The organism is Burkholderia sp. BCC1999 (assembly GCF_905339975.1).
In the GTDB taxonomy this organism is placed as follows: domain Bacteria; phylum Pseudomonadota; class Gammaproteobacteria; order Burkholderiales; family Burkholderiaceae; genus Burkholderia.
Map to the genome: position 1 here is coordinate 219,557 of NZ_CAJPHP010000009.1, position 13,951 is coordinate 233,507.

Genomic DNA, 13,951 nt, shown 5'->3' on the forward strand with positions numbered 1-13,951 from the left:
CGATAATCGGTGCCCATTTTCTCCGCCGAAAGGCGGGGAGGCGCCGGAGGGCCGCGCACCGGATCGCCGCCGACACGTCATACAAACAATCGCATCGGCCCGCCGCCTGGCGACGATGCCCATCGATCCTCGGACCATGGCAGAAACCGACTACGCAATGCCCAGCGAATCCGGCCTGACGAGCCGTGTCGCCGCGCATTTGCGCAGGTTCCTGCTGCCGCACCTGATCTTCTATACCGGGCTGCTGATCGCGCTGCTCCTGCTGCTGCTGTGCGGAATCGTGCTGTACGAAGGCCGCATCGACGCGCGCGACCGCTCGATCGCGACGCAGCAGAACCTGGCGCTGATGGCGTCGTGGGACATCGAGCGCAACATCGAGATCTATTCGCTGTCGCTGCAGGCCGTCGTCGAAGGCGAGAACGACCCCGAAGTCGTCAAGCTGCCGATGCCGCTGCGTCGCCAGGTGCTGTTCGACCGCGCGACGACGGCCAAGTACCTCGGCGGCATCTACGTGCTCGATGCAAAGGGCGACATCTCGGTCGACGGCAAGAGCGACGTGCCGCGCAAGGCCAACTTCGCCAACGAACCGTACTTCGCCGTGCACCGCGACCACCCCGACGTCGGCCTGTACGTCAGCCCGCCGTATCATTCGCGGCTGCGCGGCGGCTCGCCGAGCATCGCGCTCAGCCGGCGGATCACGAAACCCGACGGGTCGTTCGGCGGTGTTGCGGTGATGTCGATCCGGCTCGAATATTTCCAGAATCTGTTCTCGCGGCTGTCGCTCGGCGATCGCGGCTCGATCGCGCTGATCAATACGGCCGGCCAGATGCTCGCGCGCGAGCCGTACGACCCCAAGATCGTCGGCCGCGACATCAGCCATGCCAGCACGTTCCGGCACTTCATGACGGCCAACGAAGGCAGCTTCGCCGACACCGCGTCGATCGACGGCGTGCGGCGCCTGTACGTGTTCCGGCACCTCGAGCACCTGCCGCTCATCATCATGGTCGCGCGCTCGGAAGCGGACACCTACGCCGCGTGGTACGACCGCGCGATCCCGATCGGCTCCGCGATGGCCGCGCTCGCGATCGGCTTCGTCGGCCTGTCGCTGCTGCTCGACGTGCAGTTGCGCAAGCGCCACCGCGCGGAAACCGAATTGCAGGCACTTGCGCGCACCGACGGCCTGACGGGCCTCGACAACCGCCGGATGCTCGATGTCACGCTCGCGCGCGAATGGCGCCGCGCCGCCCGTTCGCAGCACGCGCTGTCGCTGCTGTTCATCGACGTCGATTACTTCAAGCGCTACAACGACACGCAGGGCCATCAGGCCGGCGACGACGCGCTCGCCGCGGTCGGTCACTGCATCGCCGGCTGCCTGCGCCGCCCGGCCGACTATGCGGCACGCTACGGCGGCGAAGAGTTCGTCGTCGTGCTGCCCGACATCGACACGGACGGCGCGGTGACCATCGCCGAAACGATCCGCACGGGCATCCTCGATCTCGGCATCCGGCATGACGCCGGCACGGTCGGCCGCCTGACCGTGAGCATCGGCGTGACGACGAGCTATCCCGAATGCGACGACGACATGCAGGGCGCGCTGAAGCTCGCCGACGACGCGCTGTATCGCGCGAAGGAAGCCGGGCGCAATCGCATCGTCGTGCAGACGGCTGCGTCCGCCAGCCACCTCGAATCGCGCCGGGCCTGAGCGCCCGGGCGCCCGGGCCGCTGCCGCCCGCGCGCAAAATCGCCGACAATGTCGGCTCGATACGCCACCGCGCCGCCGCGCGGCTGACGCGCCCGGCCGACCCGCGCCGGCACGCGGCCGCCTCGTACCACCATGAGACTCAAGGCAAAGATCTTCCTTCTGGCCATCGTGCCGTTCCTGCTCGCGATCGCCGGCATCGGCTTCGGCGTGCGCCAGCAGGCGACGTCGCTCGCGCGCACGCAGCACGCGACGATCCAGGCCGCGTACCTGTCGAGCAAGGAAGTCGAGCTGAAGCACTACGTCGAGCTCGCGACGAGCGCGATCATGCCGCTCTACGACGCGAGCGGCCGCAACGCGCGCGACGACGCACTGCTGCGCACGCAGGCGCTCGCGATGCTGCAGAAAATGGATTTCGGCCCGGACGGCTATTTCTTCGTGTATGACCTGCACGGCAATTCGCTGATGCATCCGCGCGAGCCCGAGCGCGTCGGCCACAACTACTGGACGATGCGCGACCCGCAGGGCGCGCTGACGATCCAGAAGCTGATCGGCGCGGCGTCGAGCGGCGGCGGCTACGTGCGCTACGCATGGCAGCGGCCGTCGACGGGCCGCGTCGCGCCCAAGCTCGGCTACGTCGTCGCGCTCGAACGCTGGGGTTGGATGGTCGGCACCGGCATCTATCTCGACGACGTCGACACTGCGCTGCAACGCATCGACGCGCGCGCGTCCGCGAACATCGAACGCACGATGAGCTGGCTCACGGCGATCGCCCTGACCGGCGCGGCGGCGATCGCCGTGTGCGCGCTGGTACTGAACGTCAGCGAGTCGCGCAGCGCAGACGCGAAGCTCAAGCTGCTCGCGCAGCGCGTCGTCGAATCGCAGGAGCAGGAACGCGCGCGGCTGTCGCGCGAACTGCACGACGGGATCAGCCAGATGATGGTGTCCGCGAAGCTGATGCTCGAATCCGCGCTCGCGCGTTTCGAGCGCAGCGCGGCGCGTGTGCCCGAAGCCGAGCAGGCGCTCGCGACGAGTGTCGGGCGGCTCGGCGACACGCTGCGCGAAGTGCGGCGCATCTCGCATGCGCTGCGTCCGTCGATGCTCGACGATCTCGGCCTCGCGGCCGCGCTCGAACAGCTCGTGCGCGAACTCGGCACGGAAAGCGGCATCGACATCGGCTATACGCAGGTCGCGCACAGCGGCGCGCGGCCGCTGCCCGAGGCCGTGAACACCGCGCTGTTCCGGATCGCGCAGGAAGCGCTGAGCAACATCGTGCATCATGCACAGGCGTCGCGCGCGGCCGTCACGCTCGACGTCGGCGCGCACGCCGTCACGCTCACCATCGCCGACAACGGCTGCGGCTTCGACGCCGAACGCTCGCAGGAAGACGCGCGCCGCGGCATCGGCCTGCGCAACATGCGCGAGCGCCTCGACGCGCTCGGCGGCATGCTGACGATCGCGTCGCAGGTCGGCCACACGATCGTCGCCGCGCGCGTGCCGCTGCGCAGCGCGGCGTGACGACACGCACCATAACAGGAGACCTTTCACGCATGAGCGCCCCCGACACCGCCCGGCCTGCCGCCCGACTGCTGCTCGTCGACGATCATCCGCTCGTGCGCGACGGCTTGCGGATGCGGCTCGAAGCAGCCGACCTGTCGGTGGTCGGCGAGGCCGGCAACGCCGACGAGGCGCTCGCGCTCGCCGCGTCGCTCGAACCCGATCTCGCGCTGATGGACGTCGGCATGAACGGGATGAACGGCATCACGCTCGCAGGCGTGTTTCACGATCGGTTTCCGGGCATCCGCGTGCTGATGCTGTCGATGCACGACAACACCGAATACGTGACGCAGGCCGTGCGCGCCGGCGCGAGCGGCTACCTGCTGAAGGATTCGCCCGCGAGCGAGATCGTCCGCGCGATCGGCGCGGTGCTGGCCGGGCAGACGTTCTTCAGCGAAGGGCTCGCCGCGCGGATGATCCAGGCGAGCGCGACCGCGTCGCCGCTGGATCGGCTGACGCCGCGCGAACGCGACATCCTCGATACGCTGGCGCAAGGGCTGTCGAGCAAGCAGATCGCGCAGCAGACGGGGCTATCGGTGCGCACGGTCGAAACGCACCGGCTCAACCTGAAGCGGAAGCTGGAGATCGAAGGGCAGGCCGAGCTGATCAAGTTCGCGGTCGAGCATCGGCGGCGGTAGGGCGGTACATCGGGTCAGTCCGGGCGGGAAGACGTCACACGCATCATCGCGGCACGATCGGACCGCTCGCGCGTTTCACGCTGCACGACCAGCATCGCCGCAATCACCATACTCAGGATTCCGGAACACAACACCGCGATCGAAAACCCGTGCGCCATCGCGTCCCGATACGCACCGAGCAGTTCCGGCGCCGAAGCCGACCATCATCGCGAGCATCGCGCCGATCGCCCCATACCCGGCAACCATCAGCGTGTGCAGCGGAACGCGCGCCGCGATGCGCCCGAACAGCATCTCCGTGATCGCCGTCATCACGAACTGCGGCATCGGTTGCCAGCCGGCCTCCGCGGGCGCGCGGCCCTGCGCCTGCTGCAGCGCGCAGCCATGAAAAAGGGCGCCCGAGGGCGCCCTTCATGCATCCGGACCGCGGCCTTGCAACGCCCGTCAGTTCGTCCGCGAATTGTGCTTCTGCAGGTAAGCGATCAGGCCGTCGATCCCGCCCGACGCCAGCTGGCTCTTGAACTGGCCCTGGTAGACCTGGATCAGCCACGCACCCGACATGTCGATGTCGTAGATCTTCCAGTCGTTGCCGACCTTGCCGAGACGATAGCCGACCGACTGGCTGTCGCCCGGCGTCGAGACCGTCGACTGCACGAGCGCGTCGGCGCCCGACGCGCCGCCAGCCTTGAACGAGAACTTCGCGTCCTGGCTTCCGAGCTGCGCGAGCGACGCGGCGTAGGTGCGCGTCATCAGCAGCTTGAACTGCTTGTACAGCTCCTGCTGCTGTTGCGGCGTGGCCTGCTTCCATGCGTCGCCGACCGCGATGCGGGTCGTGCGTTCGAAGTTGGTCGCGGGCAGGAAGCGCTGCTCGACGACCTGCGTGACCTTCGCCATATCGCCGCCGCGTGCGGCCGGATCGGCCTTCATCGCGGTGACGGTGCCCTCGACCGCATTGCGGACGATGTCGACCGGCGCGCTCTGCGCGAAAGCGGAAACCGACACGGCGGCGGCCGCGACGAAAGCAAACAGATGACGTTTCATACGGATATCGCACTCGGTGAGAAAAAACGACCGGCTCTTTGCATCGGCCGGTGAAGCCAAGTATACCGGGCCTGACGCCCGGTTGCCGCACGGTGACCGACTGTTACCTTTCAGCTTCATTTGTCACACGCAACGCAGCCCCGCGCCGACTATGTAAATATCCCCATACAAATGAACCGGTCACGGGTACCGATTCCACCACCGCAAACAAATCTCCTTCCCGCCCCGAAACCCCCATCGTCACGACCGCCGCCACGCCGCGCCGGTATACTTGGCTACTTTGCCCTTGCCAGCCGCTCCCCACCGCCACATGGTGACATCTCTCATCGTCCGACTCGTTGCATGGTCGGTGCGCCGCCCCGTCTGGGTCGTCGTGCTGTCGCTCGTCATCGCCGCGCTCAGCGGCGTCTATGTCGCGCAGCATTTCAAGATCAACACCGACATCAGCAAACTCGTCGATGCGGAGCCCCAATGGGCCGCGCTCGGCGAGGCCGTCGACAAGGCGTTCCCGCAACGCAACGGCACGATCCTCGCGGTCGTCGAGGCGCCTGCGCCCGAGTTCGCGAACGCCGCCGCGCATGCGCTGACCGAAGCGCTGCAGAAGGATGCCGAAGCCGGCCGCATCGGCCAGGTTGCCGAGCCCGGCGGCGGGCCGTTCTTCGAGCACAACGGCTTGCTGTTCCTGTCGCCGCAGGAAGTCTCCGATACGACGTCGCAGCTCGCGAGCGCGCGCCCGCTCGTCAATGAACTCGCGAAGAACCCGAGCCTCACCGGGCTCGCCACCACACTGGCCACCACGCTCGGCCAGCCGCTGCTGACCGGCCAGGTGAAACTGCCGACGATGGCCAAGCTGCTCGCGCGCAGCGCGGCGACGGTCGACGACGTGCTGGCCGGCAAGCCGGCCGCGTTCTCGTGGCGCGCGCTGGTCGACAACGATGCCGCGCGGCAGCCCGCGCGCGCGTTCGTCACCGTGCAGCCGGTGGTCAACTACGGCGCACTGAAGGCCGGCGCGGAAACGAGCCAGGTGATCCGCGATGCGGCGCGTTCGCTCGACCTCGAGAAGCGCTACGGCGCGGCCGTGCGCCTGACCGGCGAACAGCCGCTCGCCGACGACGAATTCGCGTCGGTCGAGGACGGCGCCGCGCTCAACGGCGCGCTCACGCTGCTCGCCGTGCTCGTGATCCTGTGGCTGGCACTGCGTTCGAAGCGGATGATCGGCTCGGTGCTCGTCACGCTGTTCGTCGGCCTCGTGGTGACCGCGGCGCTCGGCCTCGCGATGGTCGGCTCGCTGAACATGATCTCGGTCGCGTTCATGGTGCTGTTCGTCGGCCTCGGCGTCGACTTCTCGATCCAGTACGGCGTGAAGTACCGCGAGGAACGCTTCCGCGATCCGCGCATCGATCACGCGCTGATCGGCGCCGCGCACTCGATGGGCATGCCGCTCGCGCTGGCCACCGCGGCCGTCGCCGCGAGCTTCTTCTCGTTCATCCCCACCGCGTATCGCGGCGTGTCCGAGCTCGGGCTGATCGCGGGCGTCGGGATGTTCGTCGCACTGCTGACCACGCTCACGCTACTGCCTGCGCTGTTGCGCCTGTTCGCGCCGCCGGGCGAATCGAAGACGCCGGGCTTCCCGTGGCTCGCGCCGGTCGACGACTACCTCGATCGCCATCGCAAGCCGATCCTGATCGGCACGCTCGTCGTCGTGATCGGGGCGCTGCCGCTGCTCGCGTTCCTGCGCTTCGACTTCAACCCGCTGCACCTGAAGGATCCGAACAGCGAATCGATGGCGACGCTGCTCGCGCTGAAGGATTCCCCGGAAGCGGCCGTCAACGACGTCACGCTGCTCGCGCCGTCGCTCGCCGAAGCCGATGCGGCCGCGAAGCGCCTCGACGCGCTGCCCGAAGTCGGCCGCACGACCACGCTGTCGACCTTCATCCCCGCCGACCAGCCGGCCAAGCGCGCGGCGATCGCCGCCGCCGCGAGCGACCTGCTGCCCGCGCTGACGCAACCGGCCGCGCCGCCCGCGACCGATGCGCAGCGCGTCGCCGCGCTCAAGCGCGTGTCGGACCTGCTGAGCTACGCGGCCGAAGATCACCCGGGCCCGGGCGCAGCGGCCGCGCAGCACCTGTCCGCATCGCTCGCGAAGCTCGCGGCCGCCGACAGCGCGACGCGCGACCGCGCCGAGCGCGCGTTCGGCGACACGCTGCGCATCGCGCTCAACCAGCTCGCATCGCTGCTGCAGCCGCAGGACATCACGCGCGAAACGCTGCCGCCGCAACTCGTGCGCGACTGGGTCGCGCCGGACGGCCACGCGCTCGTGCAGATCTCGCCGAAGGTGCCGAAGGGCGTCGACCCGAACGACGACACGATGCTGCGCCGTTTCGCGAAAACGGTGAAGGCCGCGGAACCGGGCGCGACCGGCGGGCCGATCTCGATCCTGCATTCGGCCGATACGATCATCAACGCGTTCCTGCATGCCGCGCTGTGGTCGATCATCTCGATCACGATCCTGCTGTGGGTCACGCTGCGCCGCTTCGGCGACGTGCTGCGCACGCTGGTGCCGCTGCTCGTGTCGGGCATCGTGACGCTCGAGATGTGCGTCGTGCTCGGCATGTCGCTCAACTTCGCGAACATCATCGCGCTGCCGCTGATGCTCGGCGTCGGCGTCGCGTTCAAGGTGTATTTCGTGATGGCGTGGCGCGCGGGGCAGACGGGGTTGCTGCACTCGAGCCTCACGCATGCCGTGCTGTTCAGCGCCGCGACGACGGCGACCGCATTCGGCAGCCTGTGGCTGTCGCACCATCCGGGCACATCGAGCATGGGCAAACTGCTCGCGCTGGCCCTGACCTGCACGCTGATCGGCGCCGTGGTGTTCCAGCCCGTCCTGATGGGCAAACCGCGCGTCAAACGCGCCAAGAACCAATCGCAAGGAATCAATGAATAAGGTGCGAATCATTGCGGCGACCGTCGCCGCCAGCGCGATGCTGTCCGGCTGCGCGACGGGACCGAACCGCAATCCCAACGACCCGCTCGAGCCGATGAACCGGGCGATGTACACGTTCAACGACACGGTCGACACGAACATCGCCCAGCCGATCGCGAAGGGGTACCAGAAGATCACGCCGACGCCCGTGCGGACCGCGATCAGCAACTTCTTCTCGAACCTCGGCGATCTCGGCAACATGGCGAACAACCTGCTGCAGTTGCGCATCACCGATGCGACGCAGGATCTGATGCGCGTGGCGATGAACTCGCTGTTCGGCGTCGCCGGCCTGATCGACATCGCGACGCCGGCCGGGCTGCCGAAGCACCACCAGGATTTCGGGCTGACGATGGCGCGCTGGGGCGTGCCTTCCGGCCCGTACCTCGTGCTGCCCGTGTTCGGGCCGAGTACGATCCGCGATGGCGTCGGCCGCGCGGTGGACGTGCGCTTCAACCTGCTGAACTACATCGAGCCGGCCGCGCGCAACCCGATGTACATCGCGCAGTTCATCAGCGCGCGCTCGGACCTGCTCGGCGCGACCGACCTGCTGAAGCAGGCCGCGCTCGATCCGTATTCGTTCGTGCGCGACGCGTACCTGCAGCAGCGCAAGTCGCTGACATACCGCAGCCAGTCGTCGTCGGCCGCGCCGCCGACCTACAACGAACCGGGTGAGCCGGGCGCCGCGCCGGCCGCGACACCGGCCGTGCCGGGGCTGCCGAACTACGAGGATCCGGGCGACTCGGGCGGCGCATCGGGCGCGACGCCGAACAACGCGCCGGCCGCGCCGGGATTGCCGCAGTACGACGATCCAGGTGCGGACAATGCGATGCCCGCCAGTGCGCCTGCTGCCGCACCGGCTGCGGCGTCGGCAGCCGTGCCGGCGTCGTCCGGTTCGGCGGCCGTGCCGGCCACGCCGGCCGCACCTGCAAGCAGTCCGGCCGCGCAGTAACGCCGCAACGGCGGCCGCACAAAGACAAAGAGCGCTGCATCACGCAGCGCTCTTTTTTTGTCCGTACGAAACAGCGAAACCGGGAAGAGGGGAGAAAGTCGCGGCGCAAGCCGCTCAGACGACCCGCATCGCGCCCGTACGCTCGAACGCGTGGCGCGCCTGGATCAGCGTGGTGCGTGCCGCGCGCGCGTCGCTTGCGACCTGCAGCAGCGGGCCGAGCTGCGACGGCTGCTTCAGCAATTCACGCAGGATCGGCAGGATCGCCGTGCTGCCGTCGTCGCGCAGGCCGGCGGTCGCCGCGCGCGGCAGCGTGCGCCACGCCGGATCGACGATCGCGCGGCACACCGCGAACGGCACGCCGCGCGCCGCCGCGAAGGCCGCCGCGATGTGCGACTCCATGTCGACGGCCAGCGCGCCCTTCGCGTGATGCAGCGACGTCTTCTCCTGTTCGCTGACGACCGGCGCACCGACGGCCGCGATCGTGCCACGCGTGACGCGCGCCCACACCGGCGTGTCGTGCAGCGAGGCGACGAGCCGCGTGCTCCAGCCCGCATCGGTCTCCACGCGGCCGAACGGCCCGTCGATCGCGCTCGCGATCACGAGCGCGCCAGGCGCCAGATCGGGCGAGAGCCCGCCCGCCGTGCCGAAGCTGACGATGCCCGCGCAACCGCGCGCGGTCACGTCCGCCAGCGCGCGTTCGAGCCGGTCGGCGCGCGCAGCGAACACGGCCTCGACGCCGTTACCGCGCGCGATGCGCGCCTCGAACGCCATCCCCGTCACCGCGATGACGGGCAATGCGCCGTTGTGTCGTGATACGCCCACCGTCACATCCCGACCGTGACGCGCGTCGCGTTGTCGCGCTTCAGGTTGCGGTAGCGCGCCAGCGCCCACAGCGGGAAGAACTTGCGATAGCCGTGGTAGCGCAGGTAGAACACGCGCGGGAAGCCCGTCGCCGTGAAGCGCGTCTCGTCCCACAGGCCTTCTTCGTTCTGCTGGGCGATCAGGTAGTCGACGCCGCGTGCCACGGCCGGGTTGTTCACTTCGCCGGCCGCCATCAGGCCGAGCAGCGCCCAGGCCGTCTGCGACGCCGTGCTCGGCGCCTGCTCGAAGCCGCGGTAGTTCAGCTTGTAGCTGTCGCCGTCCTCGCCCCAGCCGCCGTCCTTGTTCTGGATCGACAGCAGCCACTGCGCGCCGCGCTTCATGCGCGGATCGTCCGGCGTCAGGCCGGCCGCGTTCAGCGAGCACAGCGCCGTCCACGTGCCGTACACGTAGTTCATCCCCCAGCGGCCATACCAGCTGCCGTCCGGCTCCTGTTCCTTCAGCATGTAGTCGAGCGCGCGGCGGGCCGGCTCGCTGTTCAGCGGCGTCTCGCCGAGCTGCGACAGCATCGACAGGCAGCGGCCCGACACGTCGGACGTCGGCGGATCGAGCAGCGCACCGTGATCGGAGAACGGGATGTTGTTCAGGTAGTACTGCGTGTTTTCCGGTTCGAACGCCCCCCAGCCGCCGTCGCTGCTCTGCATGCCGACGACCCATTCGCGCGCACGCGCCATCGAATCGCGATACGTGTCCGACTGCTTGAGCTTCTGCGCGCGATCCATCGCCATCACGACCACGGCCGTATCGTCGACGTCCGGGTAATGTGCGTTCGCGTACTGGAACGCCCAGCCGCCGGGCCGCACGTGCGGACGGCGCGAGATCCAGTCGCCGCGCACGTCGAGGATCTGCAGCGGTCGCAACCATTCGAGGCCGCGCAGCACGGCTTCTTCCGCGCGCGCATCGCCGGTCTCGAGCAGCGCGTGCGCGGCGAGCGACGTGTCCCACACCGGCGACAGGCACGGCTGGCAGTACGCTTCGTCCTCGTGCACGACGAGCAGCTTCTCGAGCGCCTTGCGCGCGATCGCACGGTTCGGGTGATCTTCCGCGTAGCCGAGCACGTCGTACATCATCACCGCGTTGGCCATCGCCGGATAGATCGCGCCGAGGCCGTCCTCGCCGTTCAGGCGCTCGTCGACGAACGACACGGCCTGACGGATCGCCCGTTCGCGCGTGTAGCTCGGAAACAGGCCGTCGACCGCGCGCAGCGCATGGTCGACCACACGGAAGAATGCGAACCAGCCGGCGCTCTGGTGGCCCTGGCGCGGCAGCAGCCCGGCGTTGACGGGCGGATCGATGAACAGCTCGTCGATGCGCACGCCGCGCGGGTTCTTCGCGATCGGGCGCTTCGCGTTCAGCACGAGCAGCGGCACGATCACGGTACGCGCCCAGTACGACACCTTGGACAGGTGGAACGGGAACCACTGCGGCAGCAGCATGATCTCGACCGGCATCATCGGCACCGCGCGCCACGGAATCGCACCGTACAGCGCGAGCTGGATGCGCGTGAACACGTTCGACATCTCGGCGCCGCCCATCGCGTGGATCGCCTTGCGCGCGCGCTGCATGTGCTCGGCGTTCTCGTCGTCGCCGATCACCTTCAGCGCGAAATACGCCTTCACGCTCGCGCTGATGTTCGGCGCGCCGTCGGTGAACAGCGGCCAGCCGCCGTCGGCTTGCTGGATGCGGCGCAGATATTCGCCGATCTTCTGTTCGAGCTCGAGGTTCGGCGTCTCGCCGAGATAGTGGACGAGCAGCACGTATTCGGCGGGAATCGTCGAATCGGCTTCGAGTTCGTAGACCCAGTGCCCGTCCGCTTGCTGCGCGGCCAGCAGCGCGTCGGTCGCACGTGCGACGGCCGCGTCGACGCCGGCCGGCGCGGTGCCGGCGGACAAGGTAGCCATTTCGGTGAGATCGTTCATCGGTCCCTCTCTTATTGTGTCTGGAGCACGTCCGCGGCCAGCTGGCCGGAGCGGATCGCGCCCTCGATCGTGGCGGGCAAGCCGGTGGCAATCCAGTCGCCCGCCAGCACAAGATTGGTCCAGCGCGTACGCACGGCCGGACGCTTCATTTCCTGCGACGGCACCGCCGCAAAGCCCGCGCGCGGCTCGACGACGAGCTGCCACGCGGGGATGGTTTCCGGGTTCGCGCCGGTCACGCGCGCGACGTCTTCCCAGATGCGCCGCGCGAGTGTGTCGCGCGGCATGTCGAGCCAGCGGCCCGCATCGCGGATCGTCGCCGCGAGCTGGCCGCCGCCGGTGCGCACCGCGTCGACGATGCCGTTGACGACGGTCGTCTGCTGCGGATTGCCGGCTGGCGATTCGACCGTGAAATACGCGGTCACGACCGCGCTGAACGTGTCGGGCGCGGTGAGTTCGGGCACGAGCGGCCGCGCGACCTCGGGCGGCACGGCCAGCACGACCGCGTCGCCAGGCGCGAGATCGATGCGCTCGCCGCCGACCGAAAGCGCATCGACCGCGTTGCCGTGCGCGCCGAATTCGAATGCGTCGAGCCGCGAATTCAGCCGGATCTGCGCGCCGCCGTGCTGCAGCATCCGCAGCGCCGGTTCGACGAATGCGCTGCCGAGCCCGTGGCGCGCGACGAGCGGACGGCTGCCGGGGCCGCCCGCGGCAAACGTGCCGCACAGCGCGGCGCGTGCGAGTTCGGCACTTGCATGGCGCGGCTCGACGTTCAGCACACCGAGGAAATACGGCCGCAGCCAACGATCCCACAGCACGCCGTCGCATCGCATCGTCTGTGCGAGTGAGCGGCCCGTGCGCGCGAGCGCGAGCGGCGCGAGCGCGAGATAGTCGAGCGGCGTCGTGCCCGGCGCGCGCGACGCGGCATCGAACAGCCACGACGGCCAGCGCCCGTTGCCGAAGCGCAGTGTCCAGCGCTGCTGCGACGCGATGTCCACGACCGCGCATTCAGGCAACGCGGGCCCCGTGAGCTGATCGGCCGCGCCGATCGCGCGCAGGTAGCGCTGCGTCGCGGCTTGCCCCGCGAACACCGTGTGCAGCCCGCTGTCGAGCGTCGTGTTCAGCGTCCCGTCGAACCACGAGCGGCAGCGGCCGCCCGCGAGCGCGTGCGCGTCGTGCAGCACGATGCGGCGACCGCGGCGTTGCAGCTCGACCGCGGCCGACAGGCCGGCAAGGCCGGCGCCGATCACGTGGACGGTTCTGGGCATCGACTCGGTCGACTCAGAACAGCGCGTAGCGCGCGGCGATCATCAGCATGCGCGCCTTCGGCTTGCGCAGCGGCGCGCGCGGGAAGGCAAAGCCGCGTGCGATCGCGGCTTCGAGAATGCAGCGATACGCGCCCGACATGATGCGCGGCGCCTTCACCTGCGCACGCGAGCAGGTATCCATCACGGCGTCGGCCTGGCGGAAGTGCTCGAGCGCGCGCTCGACGAGCGTCGCGCACACGCGCGGCAGCGCCGGATCGCGCACGATCGTCGCCGGATCGCTGATCGCGATGCCTTCGCGTGCGAGCAGCTCGCGCGGCAGGTAGCAGCGGTTGATCGCCGCGTCGTCGTCGATGTCACGCAGGATGTTCGTCAGCTGCAGTGCGCGGCCGAGGTGGTGCGACAGCTCGATCCCTTCGGCTTCCGGCATCCCGAAAATCCTCACCGACAGCCGGCCGGCCGCGCTCGCCACGCGATCGCAGAAGAGGTCGAGCGTCGGCTCGTCGGGCGCGCAGATGTCTTCGACGGCGTCCATCGCCATCCCGTCGATCATCGCGTGGAAATCGGCGCGCTGCAGGTTGAATGCGCGGATCTCGCGGTCGAGCGCAACCAGATGGCGTGGCGGGCGGCCCGCGAAGCACGCGTCGATGTCCGCGCGCCAGCGATCGAGGCCCGCGTTGCGCTCCGCGCGCGGCAGGTCGCTGTCGGCGATGTCGTCGACTGCGCGGCAAAACGCGTAGACCTGGAACATCGCGTCGCGCTGCACGGCCGGCAGGATGCGCATCGCCAAGTAGAAAGAACTGCCCGATGTGACGGCAGCGGCGTCGGTTTCTTGTTCGTCCACGACGGAATTGGAAACGGCCAAGACGAGCTCCACGGAGACACCCACGCGGGGCGATTGAAGAAGCCATGCCCGGCTGGGATGGTCAGAGTGTCAAATGCGTGCGAGATATGCGAACGATCGACGCAGACAGGCACAAATTACCGGCCGGAAGCCGGAATTGGGCGAAAGTATAGCAATCTTTGA

Annotated in this window: 11 protein-coding genes; 5 read left to right on the plus strand and 6 right to left on the minus strand. The window is 68.8% G+C overall.

Going from position 1 to position 13,951, the window contains the following annotated elements; genetic code table 11:
* Positions 1–136: 136 nt before the first annotated feature.
* From U5809_RS15420 to U5809_RS15430, 3 genes are all read left to right on the plus strand, one after another.
* On the plus strand, positions 137–1,702 hold the full coding sequence (locus U5809_RS15420) for a diguanylate cyclase (protein ID WP_322087143.1): 1,566 nt from the start codon (positions 137–139) through the stop codon (positions 1,700–1,702).
* 132 nt (positions 1,703–1,834) lie between these two features.
* The gene (locus U5809_RS15425) at positions 1,835–3,217 is read left to right on the plus strand and encodes a cache domain-containing protein (protein WP_322087144.1); all 1,383 of its coding nucleotides are present in this window, start codon (positions 1,835–1,837) and stop codon (positions 3,215–3,217) included.
* Between the two features lie 32 nt (positions 3,218–3,249).
* Positions 3,250–3,894: a response regulator gene (locus tag U5809_RS15430; protein ID WP_282508182.1), complete on the plus strand. Its 645-nt coding sequence runs from the start codon at positions 3,250–3,252 to the stop codon at positions 3,892–3,894.
* Positions 3,895–3,969: 75 nt separating this feature from the next.
* Here the strand turns inward: U5809_RS15430 and U5809_RS15435 are convergent, their stop codons facing one another.
* Both U5809_RS15435 and U5809_RS15440 read right to left on the minus strand, forming a co-directional pair.
* Entirely contained in the window at positions 3,970–4,218 is a 249-nt protein-coding gene (locus U5809_RS15435) for a hypothetical protein (protein WP_322087145.1), read from the minus strand.
* Between the two features lie 117 nt (positions 4,219–4,335).
* Positions 4,336–4,932 (minus strand): phospholipid-binding protein MlaC, encoded by a 597-nt coding sequence (locus U5809_RS15440; protein ID WP_166955807.1) that lies wholly within the window; start codon positions 4,930–4,932, stop codon positions 4,336–4,338.
* 310 nt (positions 4,933–5,242) lie between these two features.
* Here U5809_RS15440 and U5809_RS15445 point away from each other — a divergent pair, with 310 nt between their 5' ends.
* Together U5809_RS15445 and U5809_RS15450 are read left to right on the plus strand one after the other, a co-directional pair.
* The gene (locus U5809_RS15445) at positions 5,243–7,876 is read left to right on the plus strand and encodes an MMPL family transporter (protein WP_322087146.1); all 2,634 of its coding nucleotides are present in this window, start codon (positions 5,243–5,245) and stop codon (positions 7,874–7,876) included.
* Positions 7,869–8,864: a VacJ family lipoprotein gene (locus U5809_RS15450; protein WP_322087147.1), complete on the plus strand. Its 996-nt coding sequence runs from the start codon at positions 7,869–7,871 to the stop codon at positions 8,862–8,864. Before U5809_RS15445 ends, U5809_RS15450 begins: the two co-directional genes overlap by 8 nt.
* Before the next feature lie 114 nt (positions 8,865–8,978).
* On the opposite strand, the gene U5809_RS15455 is transcribed toward U5809_RS15450, so the two are convergent.
* From U5809_RS15455 to hpnD, 4 genes are read right to left on the minus strand one after another with little or no spacing between them, the layout of a single operon-like run.
* Positions 8,979–9,686: a phosphorylase gene (locus U5809_RS15455; protein ID WP_322087148.1), complete on the minus strand. Its 708-nt coding sequence runs from the start codon at positions 9,684–9,686 to the stop codon at positions 8,979–8,981.
* A gap of 2 nt (positions 9,687–9,688) precedes the next feature.
* Positions 9,689–11,662 (minus strand): squalene--hopene cyclase, encoded by a 1,974-nt coding sequence (gene shc, locus U5809_RS15460; RefSeq protein WP_322087149.1) that lies wholly within the window; start codon positions 11,660–11,662, stop codon positions 9,689–9,691.
* A gap of 11 nt (positions 11,663–11,673) precedes the next feature.
* Positions 11,674–12,927: a hydroxysqualene dehydroxylase HpnE gene (gene hpnE, locus U5809_RS15465; protein WP_322087150.1), complete on the minus strand. Its 1,254-nt coding sequence runs from the start codon at positions 12,925–12,927 to the stop codon at positions 11,674–11,676.
* Between the two features lie 13 nt (positions 12,928–12,940).
* Positions 12,941–13,789: a presqualene diphosphate synthase HpnD gene (gene hpnD / locus U5809_RS15470; RefSeq protein ID WP_282508172.1), complete on the minus strand. Its 849-nt coding sequence runs from the start codon at positions 13,787–13,789 to the stop codon at positions 12,941–12,943.
* Between the last annotated feature and the right edge of the window lie 162 nt (positions 13,790–13,951).

Bases quoted from the DNA above. Each gene is read 5' to 3' on its own strand.
- shc (WP_322087149.1), bottom strand. From the start codon at position 11,662: ATGAACGATCTCACCGAAATGGCTACCTTGTCCGCCGGCACCGCGCCG.
- hpnE (WP_322087150.1), bottom strand. From the start codon at position 12,927: ATGCCCAGAACCGTCCACGTGATCGGCGCCGGCCTTGCCGGCCTGTCG.
- U5809_RS15420 (WP_322087143.1), top strand. From the start codon at position 137: ATGGCAGAAACCGACTACGCAATGCCCAGCGAATCCGGCCTGACGAGC.
- U5809_RS15440 (WP_166955807.1), bottom strand. From the start codon at position 4,932: ATGAAACGTCATCTGTTTGCTTTCGTCGCGGCCGCCGCCGTGTCGGTT.
- U5809_RS15435 (WP_322087145.1), bottom strand. From the start codon at position 4,218: ATGCCGCAGTTCGTGATGACGGCGATCACGGAGATGCTGTTCGGGCGC.
- U5809_RS15425 (WP_322087144.1), top strand. From the start codon at position 1,835: ATGAGACTCAAGGCAAAGATCTTCCTTCTGGCCATCGTGCCGTTCCTG.
- U5809_RS15450 (WP_322087147.1), top strand. From the start codon at position 7,869: ATGAATAAGGTGCGAATCATTGCGGCGACCGTCGCCGCCAGCGCGATG.
- U5809_RS15430 (WP_282508182.1), top strand. From the start codon at position 3,250: ATGAGCGCCCCCGACACCGCCCGGCCTGCCGCCCGACTGCTGCTCGTC.
- U5809_RS15445 (WP_322087146.1), top strand. From the start codon at position 5,243: ATGGTGACATCTCTCATCGTCCGACTCGTTGCATGGTCGGTGCGCCGC.